Source organism: Microbacterium sp. Bi121, assembly GCF_918698005.1.
GTDB lineage: Bacteria > Actinomycetota > Actinomycetes > Actinomycetales > Microbacteriaceae > Microbacterium.
In genome coordinates, this window is record NZ_CAKKLJ010000007.1 from 20,515 (window position 1) to 35,104 (window position 14,590).

The following is a 14,590-nucleotide window of genomic DNA, read 5'->3' on the forward strand; positions in this document are numbered from 1 at the left end:
CCGTGCGCGCCCGTCCCCGAGCTGGACACGCTGTGCGGTCGCTCCGACCCGATCAGTACGACGACGAAAGGGGCGTTCACGCCCAGCCGAGCCGGACTTCGACCGTCTCGACCGCCTTCGTCGGGAACTCGTCCCAGCCGCGCTCGAGCTCCTTGAGCACCGCGAGGAGCGCCTTCGCGGCATCTTCCTCCGGTTGCGCGAGTGCGACGGCGATGCGCTCTCCCCAATCAGGGAAGTCCCGCTCGAACCGGCGCATCGGATCATTCACGTCGCGCAGGGACGTCGACGACTCGGCGAATCGTCCGCGGATCGCTTTCGCCAGGTGCGCGACCGCCCATTGACGTATGAAGGCTCCGCCGTTGAGTCGTTCGCCCCGCCGGACTCTGCCGACGCCGATCAGCAGCTTCACCAGCACGAGACGCGCATCGTTGGCCGGGTCGAACGAGTCGGCCGTGTTCGCCCTGGCCTGCGCACGCCCGACCAGCCCGGCCACGGTCTGCTCCGCGTCGTCCACCACGATCGTCGCGTCCGCCGCGACAGCGCCACTGAGCTCCGGGGCATCCGCGAGGGCGAACTCGCACACATGACCGTCGTCGTACAGGGCGACGAAGCCGATCTCGCCCTCCCGAGCTGTGAGCACGATCCGCTCCTGATCGGGCAGCCAGGACAGGTCAGGCCGCACATCGACTCCTCGGCCGTCAGCCGTGATCGCGAAGAAATCGTGATCAGACCACTCATCGCGGCGGAATCGCGCGCTGTCCGCGGCAGAGCCGAGGAGGACGAGCCCGATCAATCCGTCTCGCTCGCGAACGCCCGCGGCCAGCCCCTGGCTGATCGCCTCGTACCGCGCGGGTGTCGTCATGCGCCCGGCACCTCGACACCCGGCAGGGACCATGCCGCGAACGCCGGCCCGTCGGCGATGAGAAGGACGCCGCCGTCGGATGCCACGGCGAGTGTCGCATCGCCGTGCAGACCCTCGGCGCGGGCGGCTCCGGCGAGCGCACCGACGGGGATCGTGACGTCCGCTCCCCCTCTGGTCGCGAGCACGAGCACGGACTCGTCCGCCGACTCGCGCACGAAGACCATGGTCTCGTCGTCGATGTGGAGCCAGCGCATTCCGCCGGTGCCGAGCACGACGTGCTCGCGACGCAGTCGCACCAGGCAGCGGTACAGCTCGAGTATGGGAGCGACGGACGGGTCCGCCTCGCTCCCCCACGGCATCGGAGTCCTGGATGCCTCGCCGTCGGCGCCGACCATGCCGAACTCATCACCGGCGAAGACGACGGGGACACCGGGGAGAGTCATCGACAGTCCCAGCGCCACCGGCACCGTGCCCGGGGCCGCGTTGGTCGCGAACCGTCCGGTGTCATGCGTGTCGAGCGGCTGCATGTTGCCCAGGCGCACCCGCCACGGGATGCCGGCGGTGAACCGCGTGATCGCCCCGGCGACGTCCTCGGCGGTGTACCGAGGGATGCCTCCGATGGGCTGACCGAAGAACCAGGGCTCGGTGCGGACGTCGCCCTCAGCCGTCGTCCACGGCTCGAACTCGTCGCCGCGCAACCAGCCCCACACAGGGCGCGTGAAAGACGGGTAGGTCATGGCACCGTGCCAGCCGTCGCCCTGCAGATCGCTGATCGCGTCGTTGGTCGACTCCCCGAGCAGAACCGTGTCGGGATCGATGCGCAGCATGGTCTCGCGGAGCAGACCGCGCACCTCGGCGTTCAGATCGACGTCGCCCAGGCGTCCCGTCATGTTCGCCACGTCGATGCGCCAGCCGTCGGCGTTGAACGGCGGCTTCAGCCATTTCGCGACGATGGAGTCCTCACCTGAGATGAAGCGCTCGCGCAGGGCCGCGGAGGACCAGTCGAACTTCGGCAACGTGGGGGTGCCGAGCCACGACACGTACTCGGTGTTCCCGTCGTCGGTGAAGTAGTAATAGCTCTCGGTCTCAGCGCCGGGGTTGCCGAGCGCCTGCTGGAACCACTCGTGCCGGTCGCCGGAATGGTTGCTGGTGAGATCACCGATCACTCGGATGCCGCGGGCGTGCGCTTCTTCGATGAGGCGGATGTACGCTTCCTCCCCGCCCAGCAGCGGGTCGATGCGGTCGAAGCTCGACGCGTCGTAGCGGTGGTTGGACCCTGCAGAGAAGATCGGCGTCAGGTAGAGCAGGTTCACGCCGAGCTCCACGAGGTGGTCGAGGTGCTCGATGACACCGGGGAGATCGCCGCCGTAGAACTGCTGCGATCGTCCGGGCATCGCGGGGTCGACCGGATCAGTCCATGCGGCGGGGATCGCCCAGTCCGGCGTCGGGTGCTCGTCCGCCTGCGCCGAACGCGCGAAGCGGTCGGGGAACACCTGGTACATGACGCTGTCGCTCAGCCAGGCCGGCGGCGCCGGGTGCGCGACGAGTGCGAAATCCTCGGCATCCAGCGTCTCACCACGATGAACGCCCGACTGGTTGACCCATTCGACCGTGCCGTCGTCGTGCTGCAGCACGAAGCGGTACCCGTGTCGACGGTTGCGCACTGTGATCGGCGCTTCCCACCAGTCCCAGCCGTCCGCGCTGCCGACCAGCCGACCCGTCGTCCACTCGGGTTCGTGGTCGGGGTTCGATCGGGTGCGCACCGCCGCGAGCGGGCCGTAGCCCTGTGGCACTCGGAGTCGAACCGTGACGACGTCGCCGAGCTGCGGCGCCGAATCGGAGACGTACAGCTCGGAGCCGTCGTGGTGTGGAAGAACACGGTATGGAAGAACGGAGGTCATGTCGGTTCCCTTCAGGATGCCGGCGGCGCAGCCGCGTCGATGTGGATGGCGGCCGCGGTATGCCCGGAGAGCTTCAGTGTCGCAATACCGTCGCTGACCGTGAACGCTGCGCCGCGGCATCCGTCGTCTGTGGCCGCGTCAGGTCCGCCGGAGACGACGTCGCAGTAGTCTCCGGCCGACATGGTCGTGGGGATCTCGAGCGTCTCGGCCGCTTCGCCCTGGTTCACGGCGACGACGCCGCGTGCCTCGCGTTCGAAGCCGTATGCGTCGCCGGACTCGACTCCCGGCATCCGGTGCGCATCGCCGACGGCCTTGCGGAACGCCAGCATCCCGCGGATCGCCGTCCACGACTGCACGCAGGTTCGTTCGCCGTCCTCGTACGCATCGACGGGTCCGTCGACGCCGGCGCACGATGCGTCCTGCGCTCGGCCGTCCTCGTCGGCGCGGGGTCCGGCATCACGATCCGTGAACGCGTAGCCGGAGTACACCACCGGCGTGCCGTAGTCATCGCCGAGCATGAGCACGTTGGCGAGCACGTAGAGGTCGCCGCGCTTGTAGGTGATCTTCGCCTCTCCGCGCTCGGTGTCGTGGTTGTCGACGAACACGATCGCGCGGTCGGACGGCACATGCTGCGCACGGACGTACTCGTCATCGGCGTCCCGAAGGGTCGGGTCGGACCAGACGCCGGACTGCAGGGGCTGCGCGAGATCACGCCCGTAAGTGAACTCGAACACGTCTCCGAACCCGGTGTACTCCTCGGGCTGAACGGGCTCCCCTGCGCCACGGATGACCTCGCTCAGGATGCGGGTGCCCTCCGGCAGCTGCGAGACGATCGCCTCGACGTCGTCGGCCGCCATGTGCTTGGCTGCATCGATGCGGAAGCCTGCGACGCCCAGCGCGAGCAGATCATCGAGGTAGCCGACGGTCTTCGCCCGCACCGCCTCTGATGAGGTGTCGAGGTCGGCGAGATTGACGAGCTCGCAGTCCTGCACCTGCTCACGTGATCCGTAGTCCTCGATGTCGCCGCTCGCGGTCAGGCCGCAGTAGTGGAAGTCGCCAGGACCGTAGAGTCCCGGGTAGTCGTAGTGCTCGAACGCGGTGCCGGCGAAGCCCGTGCCAGCTGTGTTCTGTCCGGTCATGTGGTTGATCACGGCATCCGCCACGATCTCGACTCCGGCTGCGTCGCAACGCGCGACCATGTCGGCGAACTCCTCGCGAGTGCCCAGCCTCGACTCGATGCGATGGCTCACCGGCTGGTAGGACGTCCACCATTGTTCGCCGACGATGTGCTCGTTCGGCGGCGAGGTGAGCACCCATGCGAATCCAGCCGGGCCCAGCGTCTGCTCGCACTCATCGGCGATCGATGTCCAGGGAAGCTGGAACAGCTGAACTCCCGCCCCGGTCGCCTCGCCGGGTTCGACGTGCTCTGTCGGCGCCGGCTGCGCGCTGCATCCGGCCAGGACGGCGACCGCCGTGACGAGGAATCCTGTGAACGTCGCGACCGTCAGGGTGCGAGGCATCCGATCACTTCACGCTTCCCGCGGTGAGTCCGCCCACGATGTACTTCTGCAGGGCGAGGAAGAGCGCGACCGGCAGGATCGCGGCGAGAACGGCGCCGGCGGCGAACACGCTCCAGTTCTTCGAGAACTCATCCGCCACGAACTTGTACAGGCCGACCGCGAGGGTCTGCTTGTCGGGGTCGATGAGGATGACACTCGCGAGCACGAACTCGCTGCAGGTCCCGATGAAGCTGAGGAGGCCGACCACGGCGAGGATCGGTGCGACCAGGCGGAGGATGATCGTGAAGAAGATCCGTGCATGGCCGGCACCGTCGATCTTCGCAGCCTCGTCGATCGACGCAGGCACGGTGTTGAAGAAGCCGTACATCAGGTAGGTGTTGGCGCCGAGCGCACCGCCGAGGTACACCATGATCAGACCGATCTGAGAGTTCAGTCCGATCGCGGGGAAGATGTCGCCGATCCTGACCATCAGCAGGAAGATCGCGACCATCGCGAGCATCTGCGGGAACATCTGCACGACGAGCAGCGACGTCAGGCTGAACCGTCGGCCGGTGAAGCGCATGCGCGAGAAGGAATATGCCGCGAGCGCTCCCAGGATCACGGTGAAGAACGCCGTGACCAGGCCGATCACGAGCGTGTTCATGAACCAGGCGCCGTACGGGTGCTGCGAAGACGTGAAAAGCGCTGTGTAGCTCATGAAGTCGAAGTTGCTGAACAGCGAGTTCGCCGTGAGCAGCGTGCCTCCGGGGTTCAGTGACGCCGAGAAGACGTACAGCAGCGGGAAGATCGCGAAGGCTCCGATCACGATGCCGACTATGTGCCGCCAGCCCGTCTCGCGGAAGTACTTCTTGAACGGCCGGCGCGGAGCCGCCGCCTCACCGCGGACGCCTGCGCCCTGCGTCACGATCGCCGTGGTCGATTCGTCCTTGACGGTGCTCATGTCAGTTCAGCTCCTCAAGTGCCTTGGTCCGCCGGAACGCGATGACCGAGATCGTCGCGACGAGGATGAAGATGATGATCGAGAAAGCGCTCGCGAGACCGTAGTCGGAACTCGAGCCGACGAACGCCACCTTGTAGACCATGGTGATCAGGATGTCCGTGGCGCCGACGTTGACATTCGCCGAGACATCGCGCGGTCCTCCGCCGGTGAGCATGTAGATCAGGCTGAAGTTATTGAAGTTGAACGCGAACGAGGAGATCAGCAGCGGCGCGACCGAGACGAACAACAGCGGCAGCTTGATCGATCGGAACACCTGCCAGGCGCTGGCGCCGTCGACTCGTGCGGCCTCCTGCACATCCTCGGGTATGGCCTGCAGCGCACCGGTGCAGATCAGGAACATGTAGGGGAAGCCGAGCCAGAGGTTCACGAGCAGGATGCTGAACTTCGCCAACCACTCGTTGGTGAGCCACGGGATGTCGGCGCCGCCGAACAGCACGACGTTGAGGAATCCGAACTCCTGGTTCATCATGCCGGCCCAGACGAGTGCCGAGAGGAACCCGGGGAACGCGTACGGCAGGATCATGAGGATGCGGTAATAGCGCTTGGACTTCATGCGCGGGTCGTTGAAGACGATCGCGACGAACAGTCCGAGTGCGAAGCACGTCAGCACCGACATGATCGCGAAAACGAACGTCCACACCAGGACGGAGAAGAACGGCCCGCGGATGGACTCCTCCGCGAATGCGCGGACGAAGTTGTCGACCCCGACGTTGATCTGCCAGCCGGGGCGCAGCTCGGTGCCGTCCTCCGCTGTGAACGCGCCGGTCCCTGTGTCTGCGTAGACGACGCCGGTTCTCGTGTCGGTCATCGTGTCGGCGGCCTCGTCGTAGACCAGCTTCGACAGGTAGACGTACGCGCTCGATCCGTCAGGGGTCCGCAGGGCGCCGTCGTTCGGGTCGTCGCTGATCGGCACCGACATGTCGGCGATCGCCTTCTGGTTGGCGACGATCTGCTGGAAGCCGAGCGTGTTGTAACCGGCCAGCCCTGTGGCCTTGCCGCCGTCCATCTCGGCGCCGTCGACCTCTTCGAGCGGACGTTCGTCGCCGCCGATCGACACGTCGCCGTCCGGGGAGGTGACGAGGAAGGAGAACTCGCCGAGCTGCTCGACGATGCTCAGGTCGTACGCCGGGGAGTCGGGCACGCGCTCCTGTGCGGACAGCATCAGCGAGTTGATCGCGCTGTCCTTGTCGCTGTTGTGGCCAGTGCCGTAGTTCGTGAACGCGATGTACCCGGTGTAGAGCGCCGCGAACACCTGGAAGATGAACAGGAAGATGAGTCCGGGGACCAGGTACTTCGCCGGAAGGTTGCCGCGACTGAAGTAGATCCAGTTCGCGAACGCCGTGACCGCGAGCACGATGACCGCGGGGACGATCTGATCGCTGCGCCACAGCACGAAGATCGCGTAGATCGCGAGGGCGTCGATGACACCCAGCGCGACGACCTTGAACAGCAGCAGCTTCCAGCCGACGCCGGCGTGTTCGGCGATGTGCGCTGCGCGCTTCTGGTTGCGGTCACGTCGGGTCCGCTGGATCGCAGCGTCGCGTTCGTCTGTGGTGGGCGTCGTCATCGATAACCTCGGTGTGCTCAGCGGTACGGCGGACGCGGGCGGCACCCGAGTGTCGGGTGCCGCCCGCTTCTCAGAGGGATCAGCCGATTGCAGCCTGGATGTCTGCGGCCATCTTCGACCACAGGGCTGCGGAGTCGCCGCCGTTGATGATGGCCGCCTCGGTCACACCCCAGAACTCCCACACAGCACCCATCTCAGGGATGCTGGGCATCGGAACGGCGGTCGCGCCGACCTCGCCGAAGCCGGCGGTGATCGGGTCGGAGGCGACAGCGGCCTCGAAGGCGGAGGTGAGGGCCGGGGCGCGGCCGCCGACCTCGTAAAGGGCGGTCTGCACGTCTTCACTGCCGATGTAGTTCACGAGGAACTCATTGGCCGCGAGGCGGTTCTCGCTCTCAGCGCTCAGGAAGAAGCCCTGTACGCCGGCGAACGGCTGTGCTTCCTGGTCGCCCGCTGCGGGGATCGGGTCGACGGCGATGTTAAGACCCGCCTCGACGGCTGCCGGCGCGTTCCACGGACCCGTCAGGAAGAACGGGGACTTGCCGGAGTTGAAGTTCTCCTTGGCGAGGTCGCCGGTGATGTTGGTGTTCATGACACCCGCTGCGCCCTGCTCCTTCAGCCAGGCGGCGAAGGCGGTGCCGCCCTCGTTGCCGATCTGCAGGTCTGCGGCGTCGTAGCCGCCGTCGGCGGTGGTGCCGAAGACCGGAGCGCCGAACGAGGTCTGGAACGGGTACAGGTGGTACGGATCGGCTGCTTCGGGGTCGAGGCCGACGAGGAACGGGTACTCGGTTCCCGCTGCCTCGCCCTTCGCGATCATGTCGGCGAAGTCGGTCGGCGCCTCGGGGACGAGGTCGGTGTTGCGCAGCAGCGCGATGTTCTCGATCGCGTACGGCACGCCGTAGGTCTGGCCCTCGTAACTCCACGCGTCGATGGCGACCTTCTCGAACTCGGCGGCCTTGTCGCCGAGCTCGACGGGTGCGACGACGCCGTTGGTGGCGAGCACGCCCAGCCAGTCGTGCGCGCCCACCGCGATGTCGGGCCCTTCGCCGGTCGGAACCTGCTGGACGAACTGGTCGCGGATCTCGCCGAACTCCTTCTGGACGAGCGTGACCTTCACGCCGGTGTCCTCGGTGAACGCGTCTGCCGCGTCTTCGAGAACACCTGCACGGTCGGCGTCGACCCAGACCGTGATCTCGCCGGAGAATTCCGCATCACCGGAGTCGGAATCGCCTGCGCCGCCGCTTGCACAGCCGGCGAGCGTCAGTGTGGAAATGGCTGCGATCGCGCCGAAGGCGACGATGCCCCTCTTGTTCACCTTCATTGGTGGTGGCCTCTCTTAGTGCTGATGGGCGCCTGCAACAAAACTGCAAGCGCTTACAGTATGCACGGCAGAGCCGCCCTTAGGCAATGGTTGGATCGGCCGATATCAAGCTGTGACACAAGCACACGGACGCACGGTCGTGATGGAAGCGCTTCCAAGATCGTGTGGACAAACGTGAATCGATAGGATGGCGCCATGGCAGACTCATCGTTCGACATCGTCAGCAAGGTCGACCACCAGGAGGCGGAGAACGCCCTCAACCAGGCGCGCAAGGAGGTCGAGCAGCGCTACGACTTCAAGGGCACCGGCGCCTCGGTCGAGTGGAGCGGCGAGTCGATCCTGATCAAGGCGAACACCGAAGAGCGCGCGAAGGCCGTTCTCGACGTGTTCCAGTCCAAGCTCATCAAGCGCGGCATCTCGCTCAAGAGCCTCGAGTCGGGCGACCCGTTCGCCAGCGGCAAGGAGTACCGGATCGTCTCCACGCTCAAGGACGGCATCTCGTCGGAGAACGCGAAGAAGATCGGCAAGATCATCCGCGACGAGGGCCCCAAGGGCGTGAAGAGCCAGATCCAGGGCGACGAGCTGCGCGTGCAGTCGAAGAGCCGCGACGACCTGCAGTCCGTGATCGCGCTGCTCAAGGGGTCGGACCTCGACATCGACCTGCAGTTCATCAACTACCGGTAGAGCATGCTTCTGACCTGGGGTTTTCCTGGTTTAGTCCGCAGGGAGTCCGCAGAATCCTAGGATGTGGCTCGCACGCTGGCCGTTGGTCGCGCTGCGAGAGCCATGAAGTCCGCGGTCGCTGCCCTCGTCTTGTCCTCTGCCGATGGCCAGAGGTGGCTGTAGACGTTCAACGTGATCGATGGCGTTGAGTGGCCGAGCGCACGCTGCACCGTGACCACGTCGCAACCGGAAGCGATGAGGTTCGAAGCGAACGTGTGCCGCAGCGTGTGCAATGTGATGTCTTCCGGAAGCCCGACCTCTTCGCGGATGCGTCGCCACTCCCCCGCTGCGTTATTGCGATTCCAGAGCCGACCGAGCGGAGTCGTGAACAGTTGCTCTTCGGGGTCGGTTACAGCGTTCCGCGCGACATGTGCCGAAAGCGAGGCGGTGAGTTCACCAGGCACATAGACGGTCCGCTCGGAGTGGTACTTAGGCGGCACCAGCTTGGCGGCTTTGATCGTGGAGCCCTGCACCTGGCGTGCCACCCGGATTGAACGGCCGAGAAAATTGATGTCGGCGAGTTGGAGGCCTGCCGCTTCGCCCAGGCGCATGCCGGCGAAAACGCATACTTCGACGAAACCTCGGAACTCACCAGCTGCCTCCAGAACGGCGTGGACTTCGTCGGGGCCGAGAACCCGCATGGTGGCTTCGAGTTTGCGGGCGCGTGGAGGCTTGACTCCAGCTGTGGGATTCGTTGCAATGATGCGATCGGCGACTGCCGCGCGGAACGCCATCTGCACATAGTTGAGACGCGTCTTGATCGTGGATGGCGCGAGCCCGCGTTTCAATTCTCCCGCGATCCATGCCTGGACGTGTGAGGCGTTCACGGTGCCGACCGAACCGCTCTTCCACGGCACGCTGGATACGGCAACCGTGGCCGCTTCGTGCGTTCCTTCGGCCCATGTCTGCCGTTGCATCCACGCGCTCGTCCAGTCGGACCATGTGATCTTTCCGGCCTTCGGGTCGACGTACTGTCCGGTGACCACGGCTGCCGCGACTTCGTTCAGCCATCGCTGAGCGTCGCGCTTCAATGCGAAGTGTCGGGCGTGTTCTTTACCTGCCGCGTCTCGATACCGCGCGCGCCAGACGCCGTCGTCTCGCTGCGTGATGGATGCCATCAGTGCTCCTTAGTGGGCTCGATCTCCACTCGCGAAACGCCCGGTCTGCCCTTCGACCAGGTCGCGCACGTGGGTGTCGAAGGCTTCGGTGAACTGCTGAGCGGATCGGGCTACCGGACCATCCATAAGTTCGTTGGCATCGAGAAGTCCGCGATGATGTTCCGCCGCCCGGGCCAGCCCTTCGAGTGCAGCGTCGACCGCTGTGCGCCTTACGACGTCGATGGTTACTTCTTCATCCAACTCACCGGGGGGCAGCAGATCGATGGACTCCGCGAGCTGTCGCTGTTCAGCGAAGGAACTGTAAGCAAGCTCGTGGATCTCGTCCAAACGTTCACCGAACTCGCGAAGCTGCAACGTGAGATCAAGGTGATCGCCCGTCGAAAGCAACATCTGATGATGGATGCCAAAGACCTGGCCGAGCGCGTCGGCCTCGGTCAGTCGGAGGGGCCTTTCGCCCTTCTCGACCGCCCATACGGTGGCCTGCGACCATCGGAAGCCTTTTTTGCGCATCGCATCAGCGAGATCCTTCTGGCTCCCACCACCTCTAAGGCGCGTCACATTTCGGCCGATTTCTGCATCGTTTGCCATGAGACGACGATACTACGAAATTCTATTGCGCGCGACTAGATATCGTGATCTACTGGAGTATCCAGTTACTTCCAACTACGAACGGAGGTGAGAAGAATGGACAAGATCATGTTCATCGGCGACGTAGCCGACCGCTTGCGTCGGACACCAGCGCAGCTACGCTGGATGGTACACATGGGCACCGCCCCGCAGTCGGCGATTATCGCCGGCCGCCGTTGCTGGCGCGAGTCGGACGTAGAGAAGTACATCGCGGACGCGTTTTCCAGTGCACAATGACGCGATCCGCTCGAGCCGAAGGTGCGGCCGACTCCGACAGCAGGTCGGCCGCAGCACAGCTCGTAAATTTTCTGAGGGTCGCGCCCGACCGTCGCGTCTTGCACCGCGGGGCCCCGCTGACTCGTCGGCCAGCTTGGCTTCTACGTCGAGATTGTTGAAGATCAGTTGCGCCGCCACGCACACCGAGCGACCGTTGGCCTCCTGCAGTGCACGGACAAGAATGACAGCGTCGTGAGGTACGCCCTTGCAGGTAGCGATTGCCCCAATGAAGCCGACTCGGTACGGATCTGCGGCCCGCAAACGATCCGAGGATTAGTCAACGAGACATTCCGGCTGTGCTTACGCCAGCAACTCCGAATCCTTGCGGCCTCATCGTTTCGTCTCGCGCAGCCCGCCGTAGCTCCGCTTCGACTGCGCGAAGCGAGTCGCTGATAGTGACCTCCGTGGTGCCTCGCAACATCGTCGCGGCGAGGGAGCTTTTAGCTGCGGCATCCGTCCTGGCGACTACCACCGCGTGATTCCAGTGACGCCCACGGGTGAGTCCGACGTAGAGGCCGGCAGCATCCACATCGGGGCCGACAATCGCTTTATCAACGGTTTCTCCCTGGACGCCGTGCACTGTCGAGGCGTATGCGAGCTGAACGTGCTCGAGCGCATAGTCGCGACTCACCCGACGTCGTTCGCCACTGTCGCTGGGTGAGAGGAGGTCAACAAAGTCGGGCTCGATCCGGCTGACGATCCACTGCGCTCGGTTGTCGACTCCGGTGCGCCGGTCATTGCGGCGGGTCTGCACGGCGTCGCCGACCAGGAGTCGCTGCTCCCCCATCCCCGCCGCAACGCGGGTGGGGTCGAGTTCGCCGCACTCGATGCGTCGACCCTGGATCAATGCGTTGACCGCATCCACCTCGCTGTTCGTTCCGCAAACTATCGCGACGCGTTGACCGCGGCCTTCGGCGTCGAGGTATCCGTCGATCATCGCTTCTCTTGCGGCCTCGACACTGTCGACTCGTTGCAGGTGTCGGCCCGCATAGAGTCTTTCGGCGAGCTCGAGGGCGTGCGCACCGTCGCGCGGGTTGCGGAGCTGCAAAGTGAGCGCGGCATAGTCCGCGTCGTGGAAGCGGTGCACCGTGTCCAGTTCAATGGATGCTGGTGCGTGACGGATCGCGGATGCCATCGCTCCGGCATGGCCGACCGGAAGCGCCTGGTGCGGGTCGCCGACCATCGCCACGCCGGCGCCGGCTTCGAGGGCGAGCTCGAGTAGGGCGTTCGCCGCTTGCAGGTCCAGGACGCCGGCCTCATCCACCACGATGCGGTCCCCCAGGCGCAAGGAGTATCTCTGTGAACCGTCGTAGTTCAACCCGGTGGCACTATCCACTTGACCGATCTCGAGGCGGCGCCACACCTGCGATCCCGTTGGGTCGGTCGACCATCGGTAACCGTAGTCGTACAGAAGCGCATGGACGCTGGACGCCTCGGCTCCTGTCTCACGCGACGCGACCGATGCCGCCTTGCGGGTAGGAGCGACAACGAGCATCCGCCGTCGTTGCGACGTCAACGCGTGCAGTGTCGCGCGCAACATCGTGGTCTTTCCTGCGCCCGCTGGTCCGATGACGGTCACCAAGCCGATCGAGCCAGCGATGGCGCACGCCGCCGCCATTTGGGACGCGTCAAGGCAGTCAGCAGCCTTGACCGATCCAGCTCTGCGCCGCAGCTCGTCCGGCAACAGCGATCGGCCGGAAGTAGCGATCGCGTCCAACGCTTCGCCAACACGGATTTTCAGCCGCATCGTCTCGCGCGCCATCAGTGACTTCACATGCTCGGGAACCGCCGGCTGTGACGACAGGCTCACAGTCAGGCGACGGGCGCGATCGGTGATGCGGCGCAGGACTGCATCGAGATCAGCACGATCCGCGACCACGCCCGATCGCGACAGCACCCGTATCGCCCCTGCGCGGAGGTCATAGTGGCTGAACCGTCCGCTGGTTCCGGTGGATCGGAGATCGGCATCGACTACCGCGGCGGCGGCAAGCATGTCGAGATCCAGATCGTCCACGCCGACGAGGTCGGCTGCTCGCGGCATCCGCGAGGTCAGGAGTGCGGCATCGATCGTGGCGAGTTCTTCGCGCACGGTCGCTTCCCAAGATTGCTCGTCGAGCAGGGAGGGCTTGTTAGGGCGCGCGACTGCCCACGCTCTGCGGTCAATCTGCTGCAGCACTTCGACGCTCGGCCTGGTTCCGCTGTGCGCGGCCTCCCACTGCGCGATCAAACGGACTCGATTTGTCTCGATCTGCGCCGATCGCCGAGACATCGGCGCGACTGCGGTGGCGAGCTCCGCGATCTCCCCGTCCGCACCGATCGTGTAGCCGTGACGGGTGAGTGCGGTGATCCATCGCGGATCCGTGCGGGCGGCGAGCTCACCCTCGGCATTGATGACGGTGTGGAACTTCATCGCGACTCGTGAATCAACGTTGGTCCACTTCCCGTCGTCACCGCGCACTTTCACGTTCAACCAGAGGTGCCGATGCGCATGCGGGTCCAGCGCGCGGGATCGACGGTGTTGCAACTCGACGACCTCGAGCCGAGCGATGGACTCGCGGATGAGTCCGCCGTGGCCTCGACGCGCATTCAGCTCGCGTTGCCAAAGTGCTATGACGCGGTTGCGGATGCGGTCCTGAAGCGCCTCGAATTCTGCCGCCAAATCAGGATGCAGCAATGCGGCGATGCTGTACGACTTGGGGTGATTCAGCGTTCCGTCCAGGAGCAGGTCTGCATCAGGTCGCATGAGGGACGTGCCGCGTTGCTCCCCCGTGACCGGATCATGGCCGGTGAGCCACACACGCAGTCCGCCTGCTGAGAGCTCGTCGGAACTGACCACTCCATCCTCGACGACGAAGCGCGCCACCGTCGAGCCGCCGGTACCGCTGTAGTTCTCGAGCACCTCGACCACGGCAGAGTGGGGCAAGTGGGCATCGCACCTTCCCTCAAGCGCGTAGGAGATCGCGTGGCGAACACCGCGCGAATCGCCACCTCGTTTCCAGCGCTCCAAGCCACCTCGCACAGTACAAGATTACTCCATTTGCGAGTAACAAGTAACTAGCAATCACTATTGGTGCCTGCGTGCATTGCATTAGGTCGTACGCGTGATTGTCGGGCTTCTGATGACGGAATCGGTTCCGCTCTCGTGGTCAGCCGAATACGTACCACATGCGTTTCGGCGCGAATTGGTTTCGGCAGGGGGTTTCGGTGGATCGTTCTTCGGCGTGTCGCGCACTTTGCCTTCGCCGTCGACGAGATCACCGTAAACGATCGTTTTCGGTGGTAGCCCGGGCACGACATCAACAGCGAAGTCGAGGATGATTGAGTCGTGGAGATTGAGCTGCTTTATATCGCCGGTTGCCCCAGCTGGGTTGAGGCTGGCCGTCGTGTTTCTGAGGCGCTACGAGAAACAGGCCACGACGAATCGGAGGTTCACTACCGACTCATCCGGACGGAGGAGGACGCGGGCGCAGTCTCGTTCGCGGGCTCCCCCACGATCACCCTGGATGGCAACGATCTCTTTCCGGGGTCGGGGCGAAGCAATGACCTCGCCTGCCGTATTTACAGCACCCCTGCTGGGCTGGCCGGGATGCCAACGGTTGAACAGATTCGAGAGGCGCTCTCCGCTCATGGCGACTGACGAGGACGTTGCGTGCACGTGCTGCGGGCGACATCTGCCAC

At 65.0% G+C, this 14,590-nt stretch carries 12 protein-coding genes and 1 pseudogene; 4 read left to right on the forward strand and 9 right to left on the reverse strand.

Annotated elements, in window-relative coordinates:
• Positions 1-76: 76 nt before the first annotated feature.
• The 6 genes from LQZ87_RS12000 to LQZ87_RS12025 all read right to left on the reverse strand — a co-directional run bounded on the left by LQZ87_RS12000 (position 77) and on the right by LQZ87_RS12025 (position 8,168).
• A complete protein-coding gene (locus tag LQZ87_RS12000) occupies positions 77-862 on the reverse strand; it encodes a hypothetical protein (RefSeq protein WP_230103703.1) in 786 nt (261 codons plus the stop codon).
• A complete protein-coding gene (locus LQZ87_RS12005; RefSeq protein WP_230103704.1) occupies positions 859-2,763 on the reverse strand; it encodes a glycoside hydrolase family 13 protein in 1,905 nt (634 codons plus the stop codon). The genes LQZ87_RS12000 and LQZ87_RS12005 overlap by 4 nt, the downstream gene beginning before the upstream one ends.
• An 11-nt stretch (positions 2,764-2,774) precedes the next feature.
• On the reverse strand, positions 2,775-4,283 hold the full coding sequence (locus tag LQZ87_RS12010; RefSeq protein ID WP_230103705.1) for an alpha-amylase family protein: 1,509 nt from the start codon (positions 4,281-4,283) through the stop codon (positions 2,775-2,777).
• Between the two features lie 4 nt (positions 4,284-4,287).
• Positions 4,288-5,223, reverse strand: coding sequence for a sugar ABC transporter permease (locus LQZ87_RS12015; protein WP_230103706.1), 936 nt, complete (start codon positions 5,221-5,223; stop codon positions 4,288-4,290).
• A 1-nt stretch (position 5,224) separates the two neighbouring features.
• The gene (locus LQZ87_RS12020) at positions 5,225-6,850 is read right to left on the reverse strand and encodes an ABC transporter permease subunit (protein WP_230103707.1); all 1,626 of its coding nucleotides are present in this window, start codon (positions 6,848-6,850) and stop codon (positions 5,225-5,227) included.
• 79 nt (positions 6,851-6,929) lie between these two features.
• Positions 6,930-8,168, reverse strand: a complete 1,239-nt coding sequence (locus LQZ87_RS12025; protein ID WP_230103708.1) for a maltose ABC transporter substrate-binding protein — start codon at positions 8,166-8,168, stop codon at positions 6,930-6,932.
• 195 nt (positions 8,169-8,363) lie between these two features.
• Here LQZ87_RS12025 and LQZ87_RS12030 point away from each other — a divergent pair, with 195 nt between their 5' ends.
• A complete protein-coding gene (locus LQZ87_RS12030; RefSeq protein ID WP_230103709.1) occupies positions 8,364-8,852 on the forward strand; it encodes a YajQ family cyclic di-GMP-binding protein in 489 nt (162 codons plus the stop codon).
• Between the two features lie 56 nt (positions 8,853-8,908).
• Here LQZ87_RS12030 and LQZ87_RS12035 read toward each other — a convergent pair whose 3' ends face one another.
• Both LQZ87_RS12035 and LQZ87_RS12040 read right to left on the reverse strand, forming a co-directional pair.
• Positions 8,909-10,009 carry a site-specific integrase gene (locus LQZ87_RS12035; RefSeq protein ID WP_230103710.1) on the reverse strand — a complete coding sequence of 367 codons (1,101 nt, stop codon included), beginning with the start codon at positions 10,007-10,009 and terminating at the stop codon, positions 8,909-8,911.
• Positions 10,010-10,018: 9 nt separating this feature from the next.
• Positions 10,019-10,597 (reverse strand): helix-turn-helix transcriptional regulator, encoded by a 579-nt coding sequence (locus tag LQZ87_RS12040; protein ID WP_230103711.1) that lies wholly within the window; start codon positions 10,595-10,597, stop codon positions 10,019-10,021.
• 96 nt (positions 10,598-10,693) lie between these two features.
• Between LQZ87_RS12040 and LQZ87_RS12045 the strand changes: the two genes are divergently transcribed.
• Both LQZ87_RS12045 and LQZ87_RS12050 read left to right on the forward strand, forming a co-directional pair.
• Positions 10,694-10,873 (forward strand): hypothetical protein, encoded by a 180-nt coding sequence (locus LQZ87_RS12045; RefSeq protein ID WP_036275925.1) that lies wholly within the window; start codon positions 10,694-10,696, stop codon positions 10,871-10,873.
• Between the two features lie 135 nt (positions 10,874-11,008).
• Positions 11,009-11,305: pseudogene (locus tag LQZ87_RS12050) on the forward strand (hypothetical protein); the annotation flags it as partial.
• Here the strand turns inward: LQZ87_RS12050 and LQZ87_RS12055 are convergent.
• Positions 11,190-13,820, reverse strand: coding sequence for an AAA family ATPase (locus LQZ87_RS12055; RefSeq protein ID WP_230103713.1), 2,631 nt, complete (start codon positions 13,818-13,820; stop codon positions 11,190-11,192). The pseudogene LQZ87_RS12050 and the gene LQZ87_RS12055 overlap by 116 nt on opposite strands.
• Positions 13,821-14,237: 417 nt before the next feature.
• On the opposite strand from LQZ87_RS12055, the gene LQZ87_RS12060 reads away from it, so the two are divergent.
• Positions 14,238-14,549, forward strand: coding sequence for a hypothetical protein (locus tag LQZ87_RS12060; RefSeq protein ID WP_029153956.1), 312 nt, complete (start codon positions 14,238-14,240; stop codon positions 14,547-14,549).
• Positions 14,550-14,590 lie beyond the last annotated feature (41 nt).